This window comes from Micromonospora sp. NPDC049240, from assembly GCF_040647835.1.
Lineage (GTDB): Bacteria > Actinomycetota > Actinomycetes > Mycobacteriales > Micromonosporaceae > Micromonospora.
Window position 1 is genome coordinate 170,349 of sequence record NZ_JBEZCX010000011.1, and the last position, 23,970, is coordinate 194,318.

Below are 23,970 nucleotides of genomic sequence, written 5' to 3' on the forward strand. Positions count from 1 at the left end.
GCTCAGCTCTTTCGGGTCCGCGGGTCGAGGAGCAGGTACGCGACGTCGGCGAGCAGGTTCGCCACCAGCACCGAGATCGTGATGATCAGGAAGATGCCCTGCATGAGCGGGTAGTCCTTGCTGCCGACCGCCTGGAAGAGCTGGAACCCCAGGCCCGGATAGGAGAAGACGATCTCCACCAGCAGCGTGCCGCCGACGATGAAGCCCAGCGACAACGCGAAGCCGGAGACGTTGGGCAGCAACGCGTTGCGCGCGGCGTAACTGAGCGCCACCCGGCGCTCGGAGAGCCCCTTGGCGTGCGCGACCGTGATGTAGTCCTCGCTGGCGACGGTGACCATCATGTTGCGCATGCTGAGGATCCAGCCGCTCATCGAGGAGACCAGGATGGTCGCCGCGGGCAGGATGCTGTGCTGGAGCGCGCTCGGGATGAAGTACGCGTCGAACGCCGGCACCAGCCCCGGCTCGTAGCCGCCGGAGGAGGGGAAGAAGCTGCCCGGCCCGGCGAACAACGCGATCGCCACCAGACCCAGCCAGAAGTAGGGGATCGAGGAGAGGAACGTGGTGGCCGGCAGCAGCCCGTCGATCCACGAGCCGCGCCGCCAGCCGGCGCCCACGCCCAGCGCGGTGCCGAGCAGGAAGCTGACCACCGTGGTGACGCCGACCAGACCGACCGTCCACGGCAGGCTGCTCCCGATCACCTCCGACACCGGCGCCGGGAAGAACGTGAACGACAGGCCCAGGTCGCCGTGCAGGAGCTGCCCCCAGTAGGCGACGTACTGCTCCCACAGGTTGCGGTCGGAGTCCAGCCCGAACAGCACCCGCAGCGAGGCGATCGCGTCGGCGCTGATCCGACCCTGGTTACGGGAGATCAACGACTGCACCGGGTCGCCCGGCACGATCCGGGGGATGAAGAAGTTGAGCGTGATCGCCGCCCAGGCGGTGAACAGGTAGAAGGCCACCCGTTGCAGCAGGAACCTCATCGGGCAGCCTCCCGCCCGGCGGCGGTGCCGGCCGTTTCGGTCGCCTCGGCGGTTCCGGTTCCCTCCTCGGCGACGGTGGCCCTGTCGAACAGCCAGCACGCCGCCCAGTGCCCGGGCCCGTCGTCGATCGGGATCGGCGGCGGCAGGTCGGTGGCGCACCGGGGCATGGCGTGCGGGCAGCGCGGATGGAACCGGCAGCCGGCCGGCGGGCGGATCAGGCTCGGCGGCTCGCCGTGGTCCGGCCCGGCCGCCGCGACAGCGTCGGCGCCCGCGCCGGTGATCCGCTCCGGGTCCGGCGCCGAATCGATCAACAACCGGGTGTACGGGTGCGCCGGCCGCTGGGTGACCGTCTCGCTGTCGCCGCCCTCGACCATCCGGCCGGCGTACATGACGATCGTCTCGTCGGCGAAGTAGCGGGCCGAGGCGATGTCGTGGGTGATGTAGAGGATGGCCAGGTTCAGCCGGTCCTTGAGGTCCTGGAGCAGGTTGAGCACGCCGAGGCGGATCGAGACGTCCAGCATGGAGACCGGCTCGTCGGCGAGCAGCACCTCCGGGTCCGCGCCGAGCGCCCGGGCGATGGCGACGCGCTGGCGCTGGCCGCCGGACAGCTCGTGCGGGAACGCGTCGAGGTAGCGCTCGGGCGGGGTGAGGCTGACCCGGGTGAGCAGGTCGGCCAGCGCCTTCTCCAGCCCGTCCGCGCCGTCGCCGGCGTTGCCGTGGATGCGCAGCGACCGGGTGAGGTGGTAGCGCACGGTGTGCACCGGGTTCAACGAGGCGAACGGGTCCTGGAGGATCAACTGCACCCGGCGCACGTACGCCCGGAAGCGCCGGCCGCCGCGGACCCGGGTCGGGACGCCGTGCAGCCGGATGTCGCCGGCGGTGCGCGGATAGAGCTGGGCCAGCAGCCGGGCCACCGTGGACTTGCCGGAGCCGGACTCGCCGACCAGCGCGGTCACCCGGCCGCGGCGCAGCGCGATCGAGACGTCGTCGACGGCGTGCACCACCGCCGAGGTCCGGGAGAGGAGGTCGCGCAGCCGCCGGCGGACCGGGAAGTGCTTGGTCAGGCCGACGGCCTCCAGCACCACCTCGTCGGCCGGCGCCGGGGCGCTCTCGGTCGTCGTCATGCCGAATTCCTGTCTGGGGTTGCCGGGGTGAGGGGCGGGCGTCGTCTCCCCGGCCGGCTCGTCCGCCGGCCGGGGAGACGACGCCGGGTCAGCCGGCGGTCGGCTTGAGGTGCAGCACCACGTCCACCGCGTTGGGCTGGGTGGGCTGGAGCGCGCCGTACGGGTTCGAGTCGTCCGGCCAGCCGGTCCAGTTCTTCGTGCTGTACGCGCCGCCGATGTTGTCCGCGCCCACCGGGATCATCGGCACCTGCTCGACGAAGATCTTCTGGAGCGTGGCGAGCGCGGTGGTGCGGGCGGCGTCGTCGGTGGCGTTGGCGTACGCGACCAGCGCGTCGGTCGCCGTCTTGTCGTCGAAGCGGCCGAAGTTGCCGGCCGGCGAGGCGGTGCCGATCGGCTTGAGCACCCGGCCGTCCATGATCGTCCGGTAGATGTCGTACGGCGTCGCGCCGCTCTCGGTCCACCGGAACGTGGCGTCGAAGTTGCCCTGCTCCACGTTGCGGAACCAGGCGTCCTGGTTGGCCTTGTCGATGGTCGCCGCGATGCCGATCTTCGACAGGTTGTCCTTCACGATCTCCAGGCTGGTCTGGTAGTCGGACCAGCCGGCCGGGTCGGTGAGCTTGATCGTCACCGGCTTGCCGCCCTTGTCCTTGAGCGTGGTGCCGTCGAGCTTGTAGCCCGCGCCGGTGAGCAGCGCCTTGGCGCCCTCGACGTCGACCTTGTGCTCCTGGCCCTTGTACTCCGCCGCGATGAACGGGTCACCGGCCGGGCTGGGCAGGCCGGTCACGCTCTTCACCTCGGGGTGGAAGTACGCGGCCTCGGCGGTGGTGAAGATGTCCGCGCGGTCGACGACCATGTTCATCGCCTTACGCAGCGTCGGGTCGTCGAACGGCTTCTTCGTGGTGTTCAGGTAGAGGCCGTGGATGCCCAGCACCGGCGGCGCCCACACCTTGTGGTTCTTCTGGTCCTTGGCCACGAACACGGTCTGGTAGTTGGGGATGAAGACGAAGCTCCACTCCGACTCGCCGTTGGCCAGCGCGGTGGTCTGCGCGCTGTTGTCCGTGTACGAGGTGAAGCGCAGCTCCTTCACCTTCGGCGCGTCCTGCCAGTAGCCCTTGTCCCGTACGGTCAGCGTGGTGGTCGCCGGCGTGAACGACTTGAGCGTGTACGGGCCGCTGCCGACCGGCTGCTTCACCGGGTCGGTGGTCGGGTCGGCGATCTTCTCCCAGAGGTGCTTGGGCACGATCGGCACCCGCCACAGCACCTTCTGCTGGTTGACGAACTGCGGGCTGGACATCGAGATGGTGACCTCGTTGCCGGTCGCGACCGCGTCCGTGTAGGGCACGCCCTGGTCGTTGAGCGCCGGGAACTTCTTGACCAGGTTGTAGGTGAACGCCACGTCCTCGGCGGTGACCTTCTGCCCGTCCGACCAGGTGGCGTTGTCACGGATGGTGACCTTGACCGACTTGTAGTCCGCCGACCACTCGGCCTTGCTGGCCAGCCACGGCTTGAACGGGTCCGCCGGCTTGACCGGGTTCCACATCATCAGCGGCTCGTAGATCTGCCAGCGGTAGCCCAGCGACGCCGCGGCCGAGGTGGTCAGGAACGGGTTGTTGTTCTCCGCCTGCGGGCCGTTGGGCATGCCGACGTTCAGCACGGTCGCGGCCTGGCCGCTCTTCTTGTTCGCGTTCGGGCTGTCGCCGCACGCGGCGACCGTGGTGGTGACCATCGCGCCGGCCAGCGCGACGGCGAGGAGGTGCCTTCTTCTCATGGAGGTCTCCCTCGGTGGTCCCGCATGTCCTCGGGCGGGATGTGGTGGATGGAGGGTGTGCGGTGGTGCCACCGGCGGGCGGGGCCCGCCGGTGTGGTCGCCGGGTTCGGCGGGGGTGACTGCTCAGGTGACGCGGGTGGAGGCGCGGGCGGCGAAGCCGGTGGGGATGACGGTCGGGGTGTCCGGCAGCGGCGTGCCGGTGAGGTGGGCGATGAGGAGCCGGGCGGCGGCCGCGCCCATCTCCCGTAGCGGCTGGTGCACCGAGCTGAGCGGCGGGTGGGTGTGCCCGGCCAGCGGCAGGTCGTCGAAGCCGACCACCGCCACGTCCTGTGGGACGCGGCGGCCGGCGTCGCGCAGCGCCTGGAGCGCGCCGGCGGCGGAGAGGTCGTTGTGCGCGAAGACCGCGTCGAACGGCACGCCGTCGGCGAGCAGCCGGCGCACCGCCGCGCGCCCGCACTCGAACGTGAAGTCGCCCTCCACCACCCGAGCCGGCTCGATGGGTACGCCGGCGTCCGCGTAGCCGCCGGCGAAGCCGGCGAGCCGTTCGCGGGTGCAGCCGAACCGGCGCAGCCCGGTGATGACGAGCGGTCGTCGGCGTCCGAGCGCCAGCAGGTGCGCGGCGGCGGCCCGCGCGCCGGCCTCGTTGGTGGTCCGCACCGACGGGAAGCCGGGCTGGTGACCGCGGTCGTCGATCAGGATCACCGGCAGGCCGCGGCGGTGCAGCCCGGTGATGTAGTCCAGGGTGCCCTCGGGTTCGACCACGAGCAGGCCGTCGAAGGACTTCGCGGAGACCTGGGAGGCGAAGCGGCGCATCGACTCGTCGCCGTGGGTGCAGGTGAACAGCAGCATGCCGTAGCCGGCGGCCTCGACCGTGTCGGCCGCGCCCTGGAGCACCTCGCCCATCCACGGCCAGGTCAGCGCCGGCACCAGCATGCCGACCACCCGGGTACGCCCCCGGGCCAGGCCGACCGCGCGGGCGCTGGGCACGTAGCCGAGGTCGCTGATCACGGCGCGGACCCGGTCGGCGGTGCGGATGTGCACCTCGCCCTTGCCGTTGAGCACGCGCGAGACGGTCGTCTTGCTCACCCCGGCCCGGGTGGCGACGTCGGCGATGGTGATCGGCACGTGACGCTCCCGGGTCGCAGGGGTGAGGGGGATGTTTCGGAACCGGTTGCGGTAGCGGTTCCGTGGCAGTCAACCGAAGTGGCGCCGGTCACGTCAATAACGGGCAGATAACAAACCATGGCTAAGTTCGAGCCCTGAAAAAAGCGGCGGGGCAGCGGATCGGTGGATCAAGCCGGTGAGCAGCGTCGATTCGATGTCGGAGCGGTTGTCCGAGTGGACCGCCGTCAGCTCCGCGCGTACACGTCGCCGGCGTTCGCCTCGTGCGGCACCGCGCACAGGTACGCCGCCACCTCGGCGGCCGACCGCCAGCCGGGCAGCGCGAATCCCATCTCGTCGCCGAGCGCCACGGCGAACCCGGTGAAGCCCAGCGCGGTGAGTCGGTCCAGGCAGCGCCCGGCCAGGTCCCGTGCGATGGTGGTGAACTCGAACGACAGCGCCGGCACCGGCCGGCTCAGCCCGGCCAGCACCGCGTCCTCGAAACCCTCCACGTCGATCTTGATGAACGCCGGCACGCCGTGCTCGGCGAGGAGGGCGTCCAGGGTGGTGCCGGCCACCTCGATCTCGGCGTCCCAGGTCTCACCCGCCCAGCCGGCGGCCTGCCCGGCGGCCCGGACGAAGCCGGGGGAGGCGGTGGAGACGGTCGGATTGGCGGAGTTCACGTGCAGCCGCACCGGTCCGGTGGTCCGCCCGCAGGCCGCCTCCACCACGGTGACCGCCTCGTCGCCCGCGTGCAGGGCGCGCAGCACCCGCGCGCAGAGCGGCTGCGGCTCCACGGCCACCACCCGGGCGCCGAGCCGGCGGAAGCTGGCCAGCCGGTCACCCACGTGCGCGCCGATGTCGAGGACCAGGTCGCCGGCGCGCACCAGCGGCCCGTAGAACGCGTCCAGCGCGGCCTCGCGGGCCCGGTCACCGTGGTAGAAGTCCAGCGAACGACGCAGCCCGGCGAGCGCCGGATCCGCCTTGAGCGCCTCGATCACCCCGTCCCGACCCCCCACCTCACCGACCGTAGTCATCCGTGGTGGAACGCGAACCGCATTCGGCCGTTCTACCGACCACACTATCCTCCTAGGATGCTTTAGCGGGTGTGACCCGTCGGCGGCCTCCAGCGGGTCGCCCGCCCCGGGATGGTGCTGCTCCTGGCTGTCGGACACCGCCAGCCGTGGCGGCCCCTGAGTCGTTTCCGCCACCAGCGCGAAAGGGACCGACCAGGAGGAGCGGGTGCTGCCCGGCGGGCGGGAACGGCCCGGTCAGGGCGTCTCGACGACCTCCTGGCCGAGCGGCCACAGCGCGGCCGGGACCAGCTTGAAGTTGGCCACCCCGAACGGGATACCGATGATCGTCACGCAGAGCGCGACCCCGGCGAGGATGTGCGACAGGGCGAGCCACCAGCCGGCCAGCAGCACCCAGAGCACGTTCGCCAGCCCGGACGGGACGCCGGCGCCCGGCTTCGGCACGAGCGTGCGCCCGAACGGCCACAGCGCGTACGAGGCCAGGCGCAGCGAGGCCACGCCGAACGGGATGGTGACGACCAGGACGAAGCAGATCAGGGCGGCCACGCCGTAGCCCAGGGCCAGGACGATGCCGCCGCCGAAGACGAGCCACAACAGGTTCAGCAGGAAGCGGATCACCACTCCATGGTGCCCGCCGCCGGCAACCGGCCCGAACCGCGGCGGGGATCGGGTTACCGTCGGGTCGCGGCCCGGTCGGCCGCGCGGAGAGGAGCACGCCGTCATGGAGCCGTCGACCGAGGGCGTCACCCGCACCGAGTTGCAGCGCGCCCACGCGTACTTCGTGGACGACAGCCGGCCCCTGGTCACCCCTTACTGACCTCGGGCCGGTCCGGCGTCAGCAGGGCCACCACGGCGACGGCGGTGTCCGGATGCGCGGCGAGCAGCGGCGAGCCGCCGCCGGTCGGCTGTTCGGGCCCGGTGGGGGAGCGCCACGGCGCGTCGCAGCCGAGCAACGCGGCCACCGCGTCCAGCGCGTCCGGGTGGGCGACCAGCATGCCGGCCACCGGGCCAGCCTGGGTCGGCGGCGGTGCCGCCGTGGGCGCGGCGGGTGCGGCGGCCCACGGCGGTGTCCAGGCGTCCAGCTCGGGCAGCGTGGCGGGGAAGGTGCGTTCCGCCTCCCGGACCAGCAGCGGCACCAGCTCCGGGCCGTGCTCCCGCAGCGTGGTGATCAGGGTGGGCAGCCACGGCAACAGCACGGGGTCCGGCAGCCCGGCGAACGCGGCCGACATGGTCTCCACCACGAACGGCGCCAGCCCCGGCACCGGATCGAGGGCGTGCACGAACCCGGACAGGTACTGCGGGAACGCCGGCACCACAAGCGGGTTGCCCAGCAACTCGGCGCAGTGCTCCCGGAGTTGGGCCAGCGGCAGCAGGCCGAGCTGGTGGCGGGCGGCCCAGAGCAGTGCCAGCTTCGCCGGCGCCTCGGGGTGAGCCTGGGCGACGGCCAGTTCGAGCTGGGACCGGTCGCAGCCCAGCGACAGCGCGAGGCTCTCCATGTGGAACAGGAAGCCGAGCATGGCGCCGACCTGGCGGACGCCGGTGGCCTCGTCGACGAACGCGGTGGGCAGCAGCGTGCAGTAGTGGGCGTACCCGGTGGTGACGAACGCCTGACACCAGGCCGGCAGCGTCGGCGCGGTGGTGCGGTGGTGGGCGAGCAGCCGCCGGATGCGGCGCAGCACCTCCGGCGCGTCGTCGACGGTGCGTTCGGCCGCGAGCAGCTCCACCGCCCGCGCGCCGAGTTCGTCGACCAGCCGGGGACTGTCGAGCAGGCGGATGGCGTCCTCGACGGCGGCGAGCGCGCGGGCGGCGGTGGCGTCCGGGCCGCGGACCGCGCGCCGCAGCCGTTGCTCCAGCACCTGCTCGACGGTGACGCCCTCGTAGCCCAGCTCGATGAGGGCGCGTTGGTTGCGGCCGAGGGCGAGGTCCCAGCTCTCCTGGGTGGAGCGGTGGCCGAGGCGGCGCTCGCCCATGATCGGGCGGACCGCGTCGGCGGGCAGCAGGTGGCGCAGCATCCAGAGCAGGTCGGAGCAGGGTTCCAGCGCCGGGTCGGCGCGCAGGTCGAGCAGCGCCCGCTGCACGGTACGCCGCTCCAGGTCGAGCCCGAGTGGGCGGAGCCGGTCGAGCACGTCGCGGGCCAGCGGCGGCAGCGAGTCGTATCCGACCTGGCCGACGCGGTCGCCGCCGAGCAGGATCTCGCAGAGCCGGCGGACGTCGCGTCGGCCCGGCACCACGTCCTTCTCGATGCAGGTGACCGCGGCGTCGGCGAAGTCGTAGGGGGTCGGCTTGGCCCGGTTGCGCAGGTTGGCCAGCAGGATCGAGGTCTCGAACACGGCGATCGCGTCGGCGGTGCTGGCGAGGTAGCCGTTGCGGCGGGCGAGTCGGACGATGTCGACGCACCAGCCGCGCAGTTCCGCCTCGTCCAGCGCGTCGAGCGCCGGTGGCGCGGCCAGGAAGCCGCTGAGCCGGTCGGCGGTCTCGTCGGGCGGGGTGGCCGTCGGGGTCGCCCGGGTACGGCGGCCCTTCTTGCCGGTCTGCTGTCCGGCCAGCCGGTACGGCGTGAGCCGGGTGCGGCCGACCGCGGCGGCCCAGTTCGCGGCCGCGATGGAGACGGTGCCGGGGGCGAGGCCGAACTGCGCCTCGATGGCGGAGTGGCTGGACGGGATGAGGCCGTAGCGCCAGCGGGTGCCGGTGCGGGGGCTGATCGGGAAGTCCGGGGCGGTGGAGTCGAGGCCGAACTGTTCGACGTGGCTGGCGGCGTGGAACGCGCCGCAGACGTAGAGGCAGTCGGCCGGGTCGGCGCCGGAGGCGGCGAGGTGCTGGCGCATCCGCGTCCACATGTGGCGTTCCCGGTCCTCGTCGCGGTCGTCGCGGGCGGACCGGGTGGGGCGCAGGCGCCGGAACAGGCTGCCGATCAGCACCATGACCTGCCGGTAGGTGTCGTGGTCGGCGTCGGCGAGGGGGCGTTCGACGTACTGGTCCCACCACTCCGACCAGTGCCGGACCTTGCCGTGGTGCAGCAGGTGGGCTTCCAGTTCGGCGAAGCGGGGGCGCAGGTCGCCGATCTCCACGCCGACCGCGTCGCCGTGCAGCGCGGCGTCCTCGTCGGCGGCCGGCGTCGGGTCGGGGTCGGCCGGCTGGTCGTCGCGCGGGGTCCACTGGAAGACGTGGTCGGTGGAGCGGTCCACCAGCACCAGCTCGACGCCGGGCGTGTCCAGCGCGTACGCGATGGCCTGGTATTCCGCGGAGGCCTCGGTGATCGGGGCGATGACGCTCAGCGGGCTCCACTCGGCGGGGAAGCCGTCGAGTTCGGTGGCGAACGCCTGCACGGCCACCGGGAGGCGGCAGTTGCGCAGCTCGTCGAGCAGGGGGCGCAGGTCCTCGCAGAGTTCGAGGTAGATGACCCTGGGTGGGCGGGCGCGTAGTCGCCGGGCCATGGCCAGCGCGGACGCGGGGGAGTGGTGGCAGACCGGGAAGATCTCCAGCCGTTCGCCGAGGGCCCGGTCGACGTCGTCGACCATGCCGGCGAGGATCCCGGCGAGCGCGTCGGGGGACTCGGCGAATGCGGCGGCGGCGTCGGTGAGCTGCTCGCGCAGCGCGCCGAAGAGGCCGGTCCGGGCGGGTGCGGTCATGACAGCGACGCGATCGCCTGGCGGCCGCCGTCGAGGAAGCCGTCCCACTCGCCGCCGTCGGCCTTGGCCCGGGGCTCGACGACGCCGTGCAGGTACTTGTTGAGGATGGCCAGGTCCTCCGGGCTGCGTCGGGCCAGCGAGCCGACCAGCGACCCGGCGAGCGTCCCGGCGCGCAGGGTGCGGTCGCCGAAGAACTGGCTGTGCAGGACGGCGTCCTCCAGCACGCCGATCTGCTCGGCGGTGGACAGCGCCGACTCGAGCTTCTCGTCGTCGCTGGTGGCGGCGGACGCGGCGGCGCGCAGGTCGGCGAAGCTCTGCAGCAGGATGTCGAGCAGGGTGGGCGGGACCTCCAGCTCGATGCGGTGCCGGCGCAGCAACTCCTCGGTGCGGAAGCGGACGATCTCGGCTTCGCTGCGCTTGTTGGTGACCACCGGGATGCGGACGAAGTTGAACCGGCGCTTGAGCGCGGAGGAGAGGTCGTTGACGCCCCGGTCGCGGCTGTTCGCGGTGGCGATGATCGAGAAGCCGGGCTGGGCGAAGACGATGTTGTCCTGGTCCAGCTCGGGGATGGCGACGTACTTCTCGGACAGGATGGAGATGAGGGCGTCCTGCACGTCGCTGGTGGAGCGGGTGAGTTCCTCGAAGCGGCCGATGACGCCGCGCTCCATCGCGGTCATGATCGGCGAGGGGATCATCGACTCGCGGGACTGGCCGCGGGCGATGACCATGGAGACGTTCCACGAGTACTTGATGTGGTCCTCGGTGGTGCCGGCGGTGCCCTGCACGACGAGCGTGGAGTTGCCGCAGATCGCGGCCGAGAGCAGCTCGGCGAGCCAGCTCTTGCCGGTGCCGGGGTCGCCGATGAGCAGCAGGCCCCGGTCGGAGGCGAGCGTGACGATGCTGCGTTCGACGAAGCTGCGGTCGCCGAACCACTTCTGCGGGATCTCCCGCTCGAGGCCGTCGGCGCGTTCGGAGCCGAGCACGAACAGCCGGACCATGCGGGGACTCAGGCGCCAGGAGAACGGCTTCGGCCCGGTGTCGACCGACTCGAGGTAGGCCAGCTCGTCGGCGTAGGTGACCTCGGCGGGGGCGCGGAGCATGTCGGACATCAGGGGTGCTCTCCTAGGTGAGGAAGTTCTTCAGCTCGACGACGAGCTTGCGGATGTGGCCGGAGATGACGGGGGTGCCCAGGTCCTTCAGGCGTTGCCGGAACCAGGGGTTGACGCTCTGGTTGCCGGAGCTGTTGACGGAGCCGACCGGGATGAACTTCACCCCGGAGCGGTGCACGGCCTCGATGCCGTCGAACAGCGGCTGGGAGCGGTCGAACTCGTAGAAGTCGGAGATCCAGACCAGGACCGTGTTGCGGGGCTCGACGATCTTGGGGCGGGCCAGTGCCATGGCGACCGGGCCGTCGTTGCCGCCGCCGAGGTTGGTGCGCAGCAGCACCTCGAACGGGTCGTGCACCCACGGGGTGAGGTCCAGCGCCCGGGTGTCGTACGCGATGAGGTGCACGTCGACCTTGGGCAGCCCGGCGAAGATGGAGGCGAGGATGGTGCAGTTGACCATCGAGTCGACCATCGAGCCGGACTGGTCGACCACCACGATGAGCCGGGACGGCGTGGTGCGCCGCGCGGTCTGCCGGTAGTAGAGCCGGTCGACGTAGAGCCGTTCGTCGTCGGGGCTCCAGTTGGTGAGGTTCTGCCAGATCGTGCGGTCGAGGTCGAGGTTGCGGAAGACCCGCTTGGGCGGCACCGAGCGGTCGACCGCGCCGACGGTGGCCTGCGCGACCTGGGTGCGCAGCACCTCGGCGACCTGGTCGACGTAGCGGCGGATCAGTGACTTGGCGTTGGCCAGCGCCACCCCGGACAGGTTCGACTTGTCGCGCAGGAGCTGCTCGATCAGGGACATGCTCGGGGTGAGCCGGGCGGCCAGCGCCGGGTCGGCGAGCACCTCCCGCAGGCGCATCCGGCGGACCAGGTCGCCCTCCAGGCCGGCGAGTGTGGCGCCGAGACCGGCCCCGCCGCGGCGCAGCTCCCCGGGGGCGACGCCGCAGGCCTGCTCGAACCAGCCGGCGTCGGCCTGCCAGCGGGCCAGTTGCCCGGCGCTGACCTCGCCGGCGCCGGTGGCGAACACGTTGAGCAGCAGCTTCGAGGCCAGCGCGGCCCGGCGTACCTCGGTCTCGGTGGGCTCGAACGGGCCGGCCGGGGCGTCGGGGTCGGGGGTGAGCAGGTCGCGCAGCTCGTCGGCGAGCGCCGGGAAGCGCTGGACGACGGTGTCGACGGAGACGGCCGGGTCCAGCAGCGCGGTGGGCAGGTCGAGGTCGTCGACGACGGCGACGCTGGCGGATTCCAGCGCGGGCTGCTCGTCGGGGTGGAACAGGCGGGCGAGCAGTCGCCAGTAGAGCACCTGGCGGCGGTTGGCGTGGTCGCGGTCGGCGGTCATCGGCGCAGCAACCTTCCGGCGCGTTCGCGCAGCACGGCCACCGCGTCGCCGGCCCGCGCCTCGGCCTTGGCCACCTTCGGGTCGGTGACGCCGCACGCCCAGTCGCCGTTGTGCGCCTCGACGGTCTGCCGTTTGACGGTGGCCCGCACGGCGAGTGGTTGCAGCAGCCAGCGGTCGTCGTCCCAGCGGAGCAGGCCGAGGCACGCGGTGGCGGCGTTGAGAAGCGCGGGGGTGAGCGGCCCGGCGGCGGGCAGCCGGTCGACGGCCAGCGGGATCGTCCGGCCGTCGAGCGCGACCACCGGGTCACCGTCGTCGTCGCGGACGACGCGGCCCTCGACCAGGACCGGTTCGGCGAGCGCGGCGGGATGGCGTTGCAGCGGCGGGGTGGCCGGCGCGGTCGCGTCGGCGAGCAGCACCCGGGCGGTGGCGAACGGGTCGGCGGGGTCGCCGAGCACGGCGCGCTCCTCGACCCAGTGCAGGTCGCCGCCGTGCGCGGGCAGGTCGGTGACGGTCACGGCCCGCCGCTCGGCGAGGGCCTTGAGCAGCACCGGGTACGCCTCCAGCAGCCGCCAGCCGGCCGGGCCGACGATGGTGGCGACCTTGGCCGCGACGACGGTGACCCGGACCAGCCGGCCCGGACCGCCGCCGGCCGGTTCGAGCAGGGCGTGCAGCTGCGCCTGGAACGCGGTGTCGTGCTCGTGCACGTCGACGCCGAGCGGCAGCAGCCGGCCGGACACCGTCTCCGCCGGGGCGGCCTCGGTGGCGGCGCCGGCGGCGAGCAGCACGGCCCGGGTCCACAGGTCGGCCCACCGGCGGGTGGGCACCGGCGTCGCGGCGGTGACCGGCAGGCCGGCGCGCAGCTCGGCGGCGAGACCGTCGAGCAGCACCGCGAGGCGGCGCTGGGAGGGCTCGGCGAGCGTGGCCTCCACCGGCCCGGCGGCGCCGGAGAGCAGCTCGTGGTCGGCGCCGCGCCAGCCGGCGAGCGTCAGCTCGTGCAGCCAGGCGCGCGCCCCGGCCAGGGCGGGGGTGGCGCCCGGCGCGGCCGACGGCGCGGTGGGCCACGGGGCGCGGGAGCGGTGCAGCGCGGTGTCGAGCCGGTCCAGCAGCGCGTCGTGGACGGCGCCGAGCAGCGCGGCGCGGGCGCCGGCGAGGACGGCCAGGTGGTCCTCGGTGAGCGCGCCGGTGGTCGCGGCGCGCACCGCCTCGGCGGCGCGGTCGGCCAGCGGGGTGCCGTCGACCGCGGCGGCCAGCGCCGCCCAGGCGGCGGCGTCCGGCTCGCCCGGACGGGCCAGGCCGCGGGTCAGCGAGTCGTCGATGCCGTCGACGACGGCGAGTGCCTCGGCCAGCCCGGCGGGTGCGCCGTCGTCGAGCTGGGTGAGCTGCGCGGCGAGCATCAGCGCACCCCCGCGGTGGCCGGGAACCAGTGCAGCTCGGGCACCGGCGCGGTGCTCGGCGGGACCTCCAGGTAGGCCAGGTGGCGCAGGAAGCGGCTGAACACCACCGCCGCCGGCCCGGGCTCGTGCCGCGCGTCGGTGCGGGCCAGCAGCGCGACCCCGCTGTCGACGCCGTCGCCGGCGTCGATGCGCAGGTAGCGGGCGACCTGCTCGACGCCGTACTGGAGCACGGCCTCGTCGGCCAGCGCGTGCAGGTGCTTGCAGAGCAGGCTGCCGCGCAGGCCGCCGCAGGGGCGGTTGTTGTTGGTGCTGCAGTTGACCGCGTGGCTGCCGGCGGTCACCGAGGAGACGTAGACCCGCTCCACGTCGGACCCGCTGGACACCACCCCCTGCAACCGGCCGTCGGCCAGCTCCACGAAGGGCACCTTGGCCAACTTGCGGGCCCGCGCCGGGGGCGCGACCCGCAGCACGCTCCGTCGTCGCCGTGCGGCGTCCGTCGGCTCCGTCATCGTTTCGACCTTCCCGCCGGTGGGCGTCGCCGGGCACGCCGGGACGCCGTCGCCGGCCCGTGCTCCGTGCCGCTGTGACGACAAGGATCATGAACCACGGGTACGACAGCGACACGGACTCCCACCGCCGCCCAAACGACCGTTAAGCTGGCAGGGTCCGGACCCGGACGCCGCACCGGCTCACCCACCCCTGGAGCTCATCGCGTTATGAACGTCGACCGGATCCTGCCCACCGACGAGGCACACGACCTGCTGGAGCTCGCCACCGAGCTCGCCGACCGGGAGTTGGCGCCGAAGGCCGCCGGCTTCGAGGAGCGGGCCGAGTTCCCCCGGGACGTGCTGCGCACACTGGGCCGGGCCGGCCTCCTCGGCCTGCCGTACGCCGAGGAGCACGGCGGCGCCGCCCAGCCGTACGAGGTCTACCTCCAGGTGCTGGAGATCCTCGCCAGCCGGTGGCTGGCCGTGGCCGAGGCGGTCAGCGTGCACACGCTGTCCTGCTACCCCCTCGCGCAGTTCGGCACCGACGAGCAGCGCAAGCTGCTGCCCGACATGATCGGCGGGGAGCTGCTCGGGGCGTACTGCCTCTCCGAGCCGCAGGGCGGGTCGGACGCGGCGTCGCTGACCACCCGGGCGGTCCGCGACGGCGACGACTACGTGGTGACCGGCACCAAGGCGTGGATCACCCATGCCCGGGTCGCCGACTTCTACAACATCTTCTGCCGCACCGGCGGGCCCGGCCCGAAGGGCATCTCCTGCCTGCTGGCCGAACGGGCCACGCCCGGCATCGCACCGCAGGCCGCCGAGCGCACCATGGGCCTGCACGCCTCCCCGGTCGCGCAGATCGCGTTCGACGACGCCCGGGTGCCGGCCGAGCGGCTGATCGGCGGCGAGGGCGCCGGCTTCACCATCGCCATGTCGGCGCTGGACTCCGGCCGCCTCGGCATCGCCGCCTGCGCGGTCGGCCTGGCGCAGGCCGCGCTGGACTACGCGGTCGACTACGCGCGCCAGCGGCAGCAGTTCGGCCGCGCCATCGTCGACTTCCAGGGCCTCGGCTTCATGCTCGCCGACCACGCCACCGGCATCTCCGCCGCCCGGGCGCTGCTGTTGGCCGCCGCGCGGCTGCGCGACGCGGGCCGGCCGTACTCGATCGAGGCGGCGAAGGCGAAGCTGTTCGCCACCGACCTGGCGATGCGGGTGACCACCGACGCGGTGCAGGTGCTCGGCGGCGCCGGCTACGTCGCCGACCACCCGGTCGAGCGGTACATGCGCGAGGCGAAGGTGTTGCAGATCGTCGAGGGCACCAACCAGATCCAGCGGCTGGTCATCTCCCGGGCCCTGGCGAAGGGCTAACCTGTCGCGGTGACCTTCCCCCGGATCACCGCCGACCCCGACGTGATGGGCGGGGCGCCCTGCGTGCGGCAGTCCCGCGTCCCGGTGGCCACGCTGCTGGCCATGCTGGCCGACGGCATGTCCGTCACGGACATCCTCACCGATCTGCCGTTCCTCGACGAGGAGGACATGGTGGAGGTGCTGAACTACGCCGCCGACGCGGTCCGCGACCGCACGGCCCGCTGAGCGTCACCGCGGCGAGGCGGGTACGGCGTGGGAGCGCTATCTCCGGTAGGTTGCAGCGCGTGGAGGAGATCGACCGCGCGATCGTGGCCGCGCTGACCGGGGACGGTCGCCTGTCGTACACGGATCTGGCCGAGCGGGTGGGCCTGTCGGTGTCCGCCGTGCACCAGCGTGTCCGCCGGCTGGAGCAGCGCGGCGTGATCAAGGGGTACGCCGCCCGCGTGTCGTTCGAGGCGCTGGAGCTGCCGTTGACCGCCTTCGTGGCGATCCGGCCGTTCGACCCGTCGCAGCCCGACGACGCGCCGGAGCGGCTGGCCCACCTGCCCGAGATCGATTCCTGCTACTCGGTCGCGGGGGAGGATTTCTATCTCCTGCTGGTGCGGGTGGCCGGCCCGGCCGACCTGGAACGGCTGCTGCAGGAGATCCGCATCGCCGCGAACGTCACCACCCGCACCACCGTGGTGCTGTCCACGCCCTACGAGAACCGGCCGCCGAAGATCAGTGGCGAGCTGCCTGGTCGGGGCCGTCCCCGGTCGTCGTCGGAGCCGGCAGGTTCCACCGCTGGATGACCCGCCGGCCGTGCTCGTGACCGAGCACGCTGAGCGTGGCGGTGTCCAGCCGCAGCAGCCCGCCGGCCGACGGCGGCAGCCCGATCCAGCGTGCCCCGAGCACCCGCAGGCTGTGGCCGTGCCCGACCAACGCGACGGTGCCGTGCTCCAGCAGCGGCACGACCCGGTCGAGGACCCGGTCCAGGCGGGCGCCGACGGCGTCCGGTGACTCCCCGCCGGGGCCGCCGTCGGTCCAGATGCTCCAGCCCGGTCGTTCCTCCTGGATGGCCGCGGTGGTGCGGCCCTCGTACTCGCCGTAGTTCCACTCGGCCAGCTCGGGGTCGGTGGCGTCGACGGTGAGCCCGGCCAGCAGCGCGGTGCGGGTGGCCCGCTGCCGGGGGCTGGACAGCACCCGCACGAAGCGTCGGCCGGCGAGCAGGGGAGCGAGCGCGCGGGCCTGCCGCTCGCCGTCGGCGGTCAGCTCCAGATCGGTGTACGAGGTGTGCCGGTGGCTGGCGCTCCAGGTGGTCTCGCCGTGCCTTACCAGCAGGATCTCGTTCATCGGCTCAGTCAACCACGCGGGGACTCGACCCGCCCGGCACCCACCTTCACCCTATTGTCCTAGGACGCTTTAGGCGTGGTGTGCCACCACACGTGTTTGCGATCCGACGCACCGGGGACGCGACAGGAGGAACGCGCAGCCCAGACGAGGAGGGCGACATGAGCTTCACCGACAAGGCGAAGAACAAGGCCCAGGAGATGAGCGGCATGGCCAAGGAGCGCATCGGTGACGTGACCGACAACGAGCGGTTGCGGGCCGAGGGCGCCAGCGAGCAGAGCACGGCGCGCGCCAAGCAGGCCGGGGAGAACGTGAAGCAGGCCGGCCGCGACGTCAAGGACGCGTTCGAGAAGTGACGACGGACGACGGCGGGCCACCGGAGTCCCGGTGGCCCGCCGTCGGGTGTGCGTCGGTGGGTCAGTCGTCGCGGTGGGCGTGCCACCAGGACTGGCCGGCCTCGGGCAGCGTGTCGATCGGGTCGTAGTAGGCGTAGCGCTTGTTGAGCGCCTCCAGGTCGGCGGACTCGATCGAGGTGCGGTAGTTCTTCGTCCAGTACGAGATGCCACGCTCACGGTCGTAGTCGGTGAGCATGTGCACCCAGCGCTTGCCGACGAACGGCACGTCGCAGACGATGCGCGGGGTGGCGTAGCCGGGCAGGTAGCCCATGATGTCGTGCTGGAGCTGCTGGGCGTGCCAGACCGGGACCCGCCAGTGCTCGGCGTTGGGGATCATGTCGCACATGTAGAAGTAGTACGGCAGGATGCCCGTCTCGCCCTGGAGCGCGAAGCAGAGGTCGAGCAGGTCGGCGCTGGTGGCGTTGACGCCGCGCATCAGCACGCCCTGGTTGCGGACGTCGCGGACGCCGACGTCGAGGGCGGTCTGGGCGGCCCGGGCGACCAGCGGGGTCAGCGACTGGGCGTGGTTGACGTGGGTGTGGATGGCGAGGTTGACGCCGCGCCGGGCGGCGGTGCGGGCGACGCGTTCGAGGCCCTCCACGACGTCGGGCTGGAGCCAGTGCTGGGGCAGGCCCATCAGGGCCTTGGTGGCGAGCCGGATGTCGCGGATGGTTTCGATCTCCAGCAGGCGCATGAGGTAGGACTCAAGGTTGCGCCAGGGCACGTTGGCGACGTCGCCGCCGGAGACGACCACGTCGCGTACGCCGGGATGGGCCTTGAGGTAGGCGATGTGGGCGTCGTAGCGGTCGACGGGCTTGAGCGTCAGCTTGAGCTTGTCGACGGCGGGGGTGGAGTTGCCGACGAGGTCCATGCGGGTGCAGTGACCGCAGTACTGCGGGCACGTGGAGAGCAGCTCGGCGAGGACCTTGGTGGGGTAGCGGTGGGTGAGGCCCTCGGCGACCCACATGTCGTGTTCGTGGAGGCTGTCGCGGCTGGCGTAGGGGTGCGAGGGCCAGTCGGTGCGCCGGTCGGAGGCGACCGGGATCATGTAACGGCGGATCGGGTCAGCGAGCAGCGCCTCGGTGGTCATGGGCGCGAACGGCACCATCGTGTTGATCATTTGTGGCGGCACCAGCATGGACATGGTGGCCAGGGCCTTCTGGTCCGCTTCGAGGTCGGCGTAGAAGGTCTCGTCGACGGTGTCGCCGAGGACGGCGCGGAGCTGCTTGATGTTCTTGACGCAGTTGACGCGCTGCCACTGGGCGTTCTCCCACTGTTCGCGGGTGACGTGCCGCCAGCCGGGGAAGCGGGTCCAGTCGGGTTCGACCAGGGGGGCGCGCCGATATTCGTAGGGCTGTCCGGCGGCGGGGACGGCGACCGGCGTGGAGCGGGGCGTCGGGATGGTCTCCACCGGTTGGGTCTGGGTCACGGCCCCTCCTCGTCTGCGGTGCGGGTTGATCAACCTTGCGAAGGCTACTGGAAAATCTGCGGTGAAGAAATTAGTCTGCCGTAAGTTTTCCCGCGACGCGAACCCCACCCCGGGGTTCGGGCGGCTGGACGTAGGGGGTCGGCGTGACGTCACCGGTGGGTCTGCACCGAGTCGTGGAACCGGCGGGGGTGCTGCCGCAGGCGGCCTGGCGGCTGGACGCCGACCCGCGGATCGCGGCGAACGAGGTGCGGATCCGGGTGGAGCGGCTGAACCTGGACGCGGCGAGTTTCCGGCAGCTGGCGGAGAAGCACGGCGGGGACGGCGAGAAGGTCCGCGCCGAGGTGCTGGAGATCATCTCGACCCGGGGGAAGATGCAGAATCCGGTGACCGGGTCCGGGGGGATGCTGATCGGCACGGTGGAGGAGGCGGGCCGGCGGTCCCCGCTGGGGCTGCGCGCGGGCGACCGGGTGGCCACGCTGGTGTCGTTGACGCTGACGCCGTTGACGATCTCCGACGGCCTGGAAAGGTGGGACGGGCGCAGCGAGCAGGTGCCGTGTGACGGGTACGCGATCCTGTTCGCCCGGTCGATCGCGGCGGTGCTGCCGGCGGATCTGCATCCGGAGCTGTCCCTGGCCGTGCTGGACGTGTGCGGGGCGCCGGCGTTGACGGGGCGGGTGGTGGCCGAGCAGGTGGCGCGGCGGGCCCGGGAGGGTGACGCGCGTCCGGTGTCGGTGGCGGTGATCGGTGGGGCCGGCAAGAGCGGGTCGTTGTCCCTGGCGGCGGCGCGGCGCGCGGGCGCGGGTCGTACGGTCGGGGTGGTGCCGGTGGCGGCGGAGCGGGACGCGCTGACGGCGGCCGGGTTGGCCGACGCGGTGGCGCTCGCGGACGCGCGGGATCCGGTGGGGTTGTCGTCGGCGGTGACCACGGCGTTGGGGGTGCCGGCGGACGTGACGGTGGTGTGCGTGGACGTGCCGGGTTGTGAGCACGGCGCGGTGTTGGCCACGGCGGACGGCGGGACGGTGATCTTTTTCTCGATGGCGACGAGTTTCGCGGCGGCGGCGTTGGGCGCGGAGGGTCTGGCGGCGGACGTGACGATGCTGGTGGGGAACGGGTTCGTGCCGGGGCACGCGGAGCTGGCGTTGGAGTTGTTGCGGTCCGAGCCGGGGGTGCGTGGTCTGTTCGAGGCGCGGCTGGCGGCAGACTGAGGTCATGACGAACCCCTCGACGCTGTACCGCGGTGGAGTGTTGCATTGTCCGGCCGAGCCGAGCGCGACGGCGTTGTTGGTGCGGGACGGGCGGATCGCCTGGTTGGGTGCGGACGCGGAGGCGCCGTCGGCGGACCGGGTGGTGGAGTTGGACGGTGCGTTGGTGACGCCGGCGTTCGTGGACGCGCACGTGCACGCGACGGATACCGGTCTGGCGTTGTCGGGGCTGGATCTGTCGGGGGTGCGGTCGGCCGGGGAGCTGTTGGACGCGGTGTCGGCGTTCGCGGCGGGGTTGCCGGGTGACGCGGTGGTGTTGGGGCACGGGTGGGACGAGTCGACGTGGGTGACGCCGGTGGTGCCGGACGCGGCGGCGGTGGACCGGGCGGCGGGTGGGCGGCGGGTGTATCTGTCGCAGGCGTCGATCCATTCGGCGTTGGTGTCGGCGGCGTTGCTGGCGGCGTGTCCGGAGGCGTCGTCGGTGGCGGGGTACGACCCGTCGGGTTGGTTGCGGCGGGACGCGCATCATGTGGTGCGGGCGGCGGCGTTCGGGTCGGTGACGCGGGCGCAGCGGGTGTCGGCGCAGCGGCGGGCGTTGGGGCATGCGGCGTCGTTGGGGATCGCGGCGGTGCACGAGTGCGGTGGTCCGGGCATTTCGGATGAGGAGGACTTCACCGGGTTGTTGGGCATCTCGGGGGCCGGGGTGCCGGAGGTGTACGGGTACTGGGGTGAGCTGTTGGGTGCGGCGAAGGCCCGGGAGTTGGGTGCGGTGGGTGCGGGTGGGGATCTGTTCGCGGACGGGGCGTTGGGGTCGCGGACGGCGCACGTGTCGGCGGCGTACCTGGACGGGGAGCCGGGGGCGTGTGGGCACGGGTACGTGTCGGCGGAGCAGGTTCGTGATCATTTGTTGGACTGTGCGGCGCACGGGATGCAGGGCGGGTTCCACGCGATCGGGGACGCGGCGATCGGCACGGTGTTGGCGGGGTTCGCGGCGGCGGCGGAGAGGGTGGGCACGGAGCGGTTGCGGGCGGCGCGGCACCGGGTGGAGCACGCGGAGATCATGAGCAAGCGGTTGATCGCCGGGTTCGTGGAGTTCGGGATCGTGGCGTCGATGCAGCCGGCGTTCGACAGGTTGTGGGGTGGCGCGGGTCGGATGTACGAGTCGCGGTTGGGTTTGTCCCGGTCGTTGGAGTCGAATCCGATGGGTGCGATGCACGGGGTGGGGGTGGCGTTGGCGTTCGGGTCGGATTCGCCGGTGACGCCGTTGGATCCGTGGGGTTCGGTGCGGGCGGCGGCGGCGCATCACAATCCGTCGCAGCGGATGAGTGTGCGGGCGGCGTTCGCGGCGCACACCCGGGGTGGGTGGCGGGCGGTGCATCTGGACAGCGAGGGGGTGTTGGCGTTGGGGGCGCCGGCGACGTTCGCGGTGTGGGATGCGCCGGCCGGGGTGGAGCGGGGGTTGCCGGTGCTGTTGGCGGCGGATCCGGAGTTGCGGGGGCCGGATGATCCGACGCCGCTGCCGGTGTGTCGGGCGACGGTGTTGCGCGGTGACGTGATCTATCAGGAAGGGTCTTCGTGACAGGGAAGCTTGGGCTGGATCCGGTGCTGGTGTCGCGGGCGCGGGAGTTGGCGCGTCGGGCGGGGCAGCCGGTGGTGGATCTGGCGCGCAGCCACACCACGGTGTCGGTGGAGCGGGCGGTGCTGCGGCTGGCCGGGGTGTCGGGCGCGGACCCGGACGGTATTCCGTGGGTGAACCGGCTGGTGGACGCCGTGGTGGCGGATGTGGGCCTGGGTCACGGGGTGGCGGTGCCGGTGTTCGACGCGTTGGCGCGGGAGGGCGTCTCGGATGTGACGTTGCTGGCGCAGAAGGCGGCGGCGGGGTCGGTGCGGTTCGGGGTGCCGTCTGGCAAGGCGGCGACGGCGGCGCGGCGGGCGGCCCGGAAGGCGGTCGCGGCGGGGATCCGGCAGATCGACCGGCGGCGCGCGGAGCGGGATCGGCTGGTCAAGCGGCACGGGGATCCGAAGCAGCGGCCGTGGATCTATCTGATCGTGGCGACGGGGGACATCTACGAGGACATTCCGCAGGCGCAGGCGGCGGCGCGGGCGGGCGCGGACGTGATCGCGGTGATCCGGTCGACGGGGCAGTCGTTGTTGGACTACGTGCCGGAGGGGGCGACCCGGGAGGGGTTCGCGGGCACGTACGCGACGCAGGAGAACTTCCGGTTGATGCGGGCGGCGTTGGACGAGACGTCGCGGGAGTTGGGCCGGTACGTGCGGTTGACGAACTACGCGTCGGGGCTGTGCATGCCGGAGATGGCGACCCTCGCGGGCCTGGAGCGGCTGGACATGATGCTCAACGACTCGATGTACGGGATTCTGTTCCGGGACATCAACCCGATCCGGACGTTCGTGGATCAGCGGTTCTCGCGGCAGGTGCACGCGCGGGCGGGGATCATCATCAACACCGGTGAGGACAACTACCTGACCACGGCGGACGCGGTGGACGAGGCGCACACGGTGACGGTGTCGCAGTTGCTCAACGAGTTCTTCGCGCACGAGGCGGGGTTGTCGGACGGGTTGTTGGGGCTGGGGCACGCGTTCGAGATCAATCCGGATGTGCCGGAGTCGTTCCGGTTGGAGTTGGCGCATGCGTTGTTGGCGCGGGAGTTGTTCCCGGACGCGCCGTTGAAGTGGATGCCGCCGACGAAGCACATGACCGGGGACGTGTTCCGGGGGAACCTGTTGGACGGGTTCTTCAATCTGGTGGGGACGATGACGGGGCAGGGCATTCTGCTGGTGGGGATGATGACGGAGGCGGTGGTGACGCCGTGGCTGTCGGACCGGGACGTCGCGTTGCAGAACGTGCGGTACGTGTTGGGCGCGGCGGGTGGGTTGCACGAGGATTTCGTGCCGGCGCCGGGCGGGTTCATCCAGCAGCGGGCGCACCGGGTGTTGGGTGAGGCGGTGGAGTTGCTGGAGCGGATCGGGGAGCAGTCGTTGTTGACGGCGATCGCCGAGGGCACGTTCGGGATCATGAAGCGGCCGGCGGACCGGGGCAAGGGCCTGGACGGGGTGGCGCGGCACGAGGGTGACTACTACAACCCGGCGACGGAGATCCTGGAGCAGCCCTCATGACGGGGAAGTCGGTGGTGCGGCCGTACGGGGACACCACGGGTGACGGCATGGTGCAGGTGTCGTTCACGTTGCCGGTGCCGCACGACAAGCGGGCCGAGGGCGCCGCGGTGCAGTTGGCGAACAAGATGGGCATGGATCCGGCGATGCTGGTGCACGCCAAGCCGATCGGGGACGGGTTCACGTTCTTCGTGGTGTACGGGCGGGTGAACCATCTGGTCGACCTGGACAGGGTGCAGGTGGTGGAGCGGGACTTTCCGCTGCTGTCGGCCAAGGAGGTCAACGCGGTGGTGAAGCAGCGGATGCGTCGTAAGTTGTCGGTGGTGGGGGCGTGTATCGGCACGGACGCGCACACCGTGGGCATCGATGCGATCCTGAACGTGAAGGGCATCGCCGGGGAGAAGGGCCTGGAGTACTACCGGGAGTTGCGGGTCAGCAACCTGGGTGCGCAGGTGAGTGTGCCGGAGCTGGTCGAGGCGGCCCGGAAGGAGAGGGCCGACGCGGTGCTGGTGTCGCAGGTGGTGACGCAGCGTGACGCGCACCTGCACAACACGCGGGAGATGTCGGCGGCGTTCCGGGAGGCGATGCCGGCCGGGCGGCGGCCCCTGTTGATCGTGGGTGGGCCGCGTTTCGACGAGACCATGACCGACGAGTTGGGCGTGGACCGGATCTTCGGTCGCGGGACGACTCCGGGCGAGGTGGCCAGTTACCTCGTGCACGCGTTGATCACCTCCAGGAAGGCGAGCAGTTGAGCGAGCAGGATCCCCGGGTGGGGTTGACCGTCACGCACCGCCGGTATGTGCCGTACTCGCACGCCCACTACGCCGGGAACCTGGTGGACGGGGCGTACGCCCTGGGGTTGTTCGGGGACGTGGCCACCGAGGTGTGCATCCGTACCGACGGCGACGAGGGGCTGTTCGCGTCCTACTCCGACGTGCAGTTCCGGGCGCCGATGAAGGCCGGTGACGTGTTGGAGGTGGTCGCGACCGTAACCCGGGTCGGTACCCGCAGCCGCACCATCGACTTCGCCGCGCGGGTGGTGTGCCGGGGCCGCCCCGACCGGGGTGAGTCGGCCGCCGAGGTGCTCACCGAGCCGGTCGTGGCGGTCACCGCCACCGGCGCGGTGGTCGTTCCCCCAGCGGCGTGAGCACG

General features: G+C 72.2%; 22 protein-coding genes. 9 read left to right on the forward strand and 13 right to left on the reverse strand.

Annotated elements, in window-relative coordinates; translation table 11 throughout:
* Positions 1-2 precede the first annotated feature (2 nt).
* The 11 genes from AB0B02_RS18655 to AB0B02_RS18705 form a co-directional block, all read right to left on the reverse strand.
* Positions 3-980, reverse strand: a complete 978-nt coding sequence (locus AB0B02_RS18655; protein WP_281941130.1) for an ABC transporter permease — start codon at positions 978-980, stop codon at positions 3-5.
* Positions 977-2,104 carry an ABC transporter ATP-binding protein gene (locus AB0B02_RS18660; RefSeq protein ID WP_357301799.1) on the reverse strand — a complete coding sequence of 376 codons (1,128 nt, stop codon included), beginning with the start codon at positions 2,102-2,104 and terminating at the stop codon, positions 977-979. Before AB0B02_RS18660 ends, AB0B02_RS18655 begins: the two co-directional genes overlap by 4 nt.
* Positions 2,105-2,192: 88 nt before the next feature.
* Positions 2,193-3,872: an ABC transporter substrate-binding protein gene (locus AB0B02_RS18665; protein WP_281941133.1), complete on the reverse strand. Its 1,680-nt coding sequence runs from the start codon at positions 3,870-3,872 to the stop codon at positions 2,193-2,195.
* 123 nt (positions 3,873-3,995) lie between these two features.
* Complete coding sequence (locus AB0B02_RS18670) at positions 3,996-4,997, reverse strand: LacI family DNA-binding transcriptional regulator (RefSeq protein WP_281941135.1); 1,002 nt, start codon at positions 4,995-4,997, stop codon at positions 3,996-3,998.
* Positions 4,998-5,221: 224 nt separating this feature from the next.
* Entirely contained in the window at positions 5,222-5,992 is a 771-nt protein-coding gene (locus tag AB0B02_RS18675) for an FkbM family methyltransferase (RefSeq protein ID WP_281941137.1), read from the reverse strand.
* 252 nt (positions 5,993-6,244) lie between these two features.
* Positions 6,245-6,625, reverse strand: a complete 381-nt coding sequence (locus AB0B02_RS18680; protein WP_199199704.1) for a YccF domain-containing protein — start codon at positions 6,623-6,625, stop codon at positions 6,245-6,247.
* 185 nt (positions 6,626-6,810) lie between these two features.
* Positions 6,811-9,636 carry a DUF5682 family protein gene (locus AB0B02_RS18685; protein ID WP_281941140.1) on the reverse strand — a complete coding sequence of 942 codons (2,826 nt, stop codon included), beginning with the start codon at positions 9,634-9,636 and terminating at the stop codon, positions 6,811-6,813.
* Positions 9,633-10,745, reverse strand: coding sequence for an AAA family ATPase (locus tag AB0B02_RS18690; protein WP_281941141.1), 1,113 nt, complete (start codon positions 10,743-10,745; stop codon positions 9,633-9,635). The genes AB0B02_RS18685 and AB0B02_RS18690 overlap by 4 nt, the downstream gene beginning before the upstream one ends.
* A gap of 13 nt (positions 10,746-10,758) precedes the next feature.
* Complete coding sequence (locus tag AB0B02_RS18695) at positions 10,759-12,078, reverse strand: VWA domain-containing protein (RefSeq protein ID WP_281941144.1); 1,320 nt, start codon at positions 12,076-12,078, stop codon at positions 10,759-10,761.
* A complete protein-coding gene (locus AB0B02_RS18700; RefSeq protein ID WP_281941146.1) occupies positions 12,075-13,472 on the reverse strand; it encodes a hypothetical protein in 1,398 nt (465 codons plus the stop codon). The genes AB0B02_RS18695 and AB0B02_RS18700 overlap by 4 nt, the downstream gene beginning before the upstream one ends.
* Positions 13,472-13,942 carry a hypothetical protein gene (locus tag AB0B02_RS18705; RefSeq protein WP_281942660.1) on the reverse strand — a complete coding sequence of 157 codons (471 nt, stop codon included), beginning with the start codon at positions 13,940-13,942 and terminating at the stop codon, positions 13,472-13,474. Before AB0B02_RS18705 ends, AB0B02_RS18700 begins: the two co-directional genes overlap by 1 nt.
* Positions 13,943-14,188: 246 nt before the next feature.
* On the opposite strand from AB0B02_RS18705, the gene AB0B02_RS18710 reads away from it, so the two are divergent.
* From AB0B02_RS18710 to AB0B02_RS18720, 3 genes are read left to right on the forward strand one after another with little or no spacing between them, the layout of a single operon-like run.
* Positions 14,189-15,331, forward strand: a complete 1,143-nt coding sequence (locus AB0B02_RS18710; RefSeq protein ID WP_281941148.1) for an acyl-CoA dehydrogenase family protein — start codon at positions 14,189-14,191, stop codon at positions 15,329-15,331.
* Between the two features lie 9 nt (positions 15,332-15,340).
* Positions 15,341-15,556: a DUF433 domain-containing protein gene (locus tag AB0B02_RS18715; protein WP_107156812.1), complete on the forward strand. Its 216-nt coding sequence runs from the start codon at positions 15,341-15,343 to the stop codon at positions 15,554-15,556.
* 59 nt (positions 15,557-15,615) lie between these two features.
* Positions 15,616-16,122 carry an Lrp/AsnC family transcriptional regulator gene (locus tag AB0B02_RS18720; protein ID WP_281941152.1) on the forward strand — a complete coding sequence of 169 codons (507 nt, stop codon included), beginning with the start codon at positions 15,616-15,618 and terminating at the stop codon, positions 16,120-16,122.
* On the opposite strand, the gene AB0B02_RS18725 is transcribed toward AB0B02_RS18720, so the two are convergent.
* On the reverse strand, positions 16,052-16,663 hold the full coding sequence (locus AB0B02_RS18725) for a histidine phosphatase family protein (protein ID WP_281941154.1): 612 nt from the start codon (positions 16,661-16,663) through the stop codon (positions 16,052-16,054). The two genes, AB0B02_RS18720 and AB0B02_RS18725, sit on opposite strands and share 71 nt — an antisense overlap.
* Before the next feature lie 158 nt (positions 16,664-16,821).
* Here AB0B02_RS18725 and AB0B02_RS18730 point away from each other — a divergent pair, with 158 nt between their 5' ends.
* Positions 16,822-17,016, forward strand: a complete 195-nt coding sequence (locus tag AB0B02_RS18730; RefSeq protein WP_091057359.1) for a CsbD family protein — start codon at positions 16,822-16,824, stop codon at positions 17,014-17,016.
* Between the two features lie 61 nt (positions 17,017-17,077).
* Here AB0B02_RS18730 and AB0B02_RS18735 read toward each other — a convergent pair whose 3' ends face one another.
* The gene (locus AB0B02_RS18735) at positions 17,078-18,466 is read right to left on the reverse strand and encodes a lysine 2,3-aminomutase (RefSeq protein WP_281942662.1); all 1,389 of its coding nucleotides are present in this window, start codon (positions 18,464-18,466) and stop codon (positions 17,078-17,080) included.
* 173 nt (positions 18,467-18,639) lie between these two features.
* Here AB0B02_RS18735 and AB0B02_RS18740 point away from each other — a divergent pair, with 173 nt between their 5' ends.
* The 5 genes from AB0B02_RS18740 to AB0B02_RS18760 are packed head-to-tail and all read left to right on the forward strand — an operon-like array spanning position 18,640 to position 23,965.
* Positions 18,640-19,689 carry a zinc-binding alcohol dehydrogenase gene (locus tag AB0B02_RS18740; RefSeq protein WP_281942664.1) on the forward strand — a complete coding sequence of 350 codons (1,050 nt, stop codon included), beginning with the start codon at positions 18,640-18,642 and terminating at the stop codon, positions 19,687-19,689.
* A gap of 4 nt (positions 19,690-19,693) precedes the next feature.
* Positions 19,694-21,265, forward strand: coding sequence for an amidohydrolase family protein (locus AB0B02_RS18745; protein ID WP_281941157.1), 1,572 nt, complete (start codon positions 19,694-19,696; stop codon positions 21,263-21,265).
* Positions 21,262-22,821, forward strand: coding sequence for a lysine 5,6-aminomutase subunit alpha (locus AB0B02_RS18750; protein WP_281941159.1), 1,560 nt, complete (start codon positions 21,262-21,264; stop codon positions 22,819-22,821). The genes AB0B02_RS18745 and AB0B02_RS18750 overlap by 4 nt, the downstream gene beginning before the upstream one ends.
* On the forward strand, positions 22,818-23,570 hold the full coding sequence (locus tag AB0B02_RS18755; RefSeq protein ID WP_281941161.1) for an OAM dimerization domain-containing protein: 753 nt from the start codon (positions 22,818-22,820) through the stop codon (positions 23,568-23,570). The genes AB0B02_RS18750 and AB0B02_RS18755 overlap by 4 nt, the downstream gene beginning before the upstream one ends.
* Positions 23,567-23,965, forward strand: a complete 399-nt coding sequence (locus tag AB0B02_RS18760) for a hotdog domain-containing protein (protein WP_281941163.1) — start codon at positions 23,567-23,569, stop codon at positions 23,963-23,965. The genes AB0B02_RS18755 and AB0B02_RS18760 overlap by 4 nt, the downstream gene beginning before the upstream one ends.
* Positions 23,966-23,970: the final 5 nt, after the last annotated feature.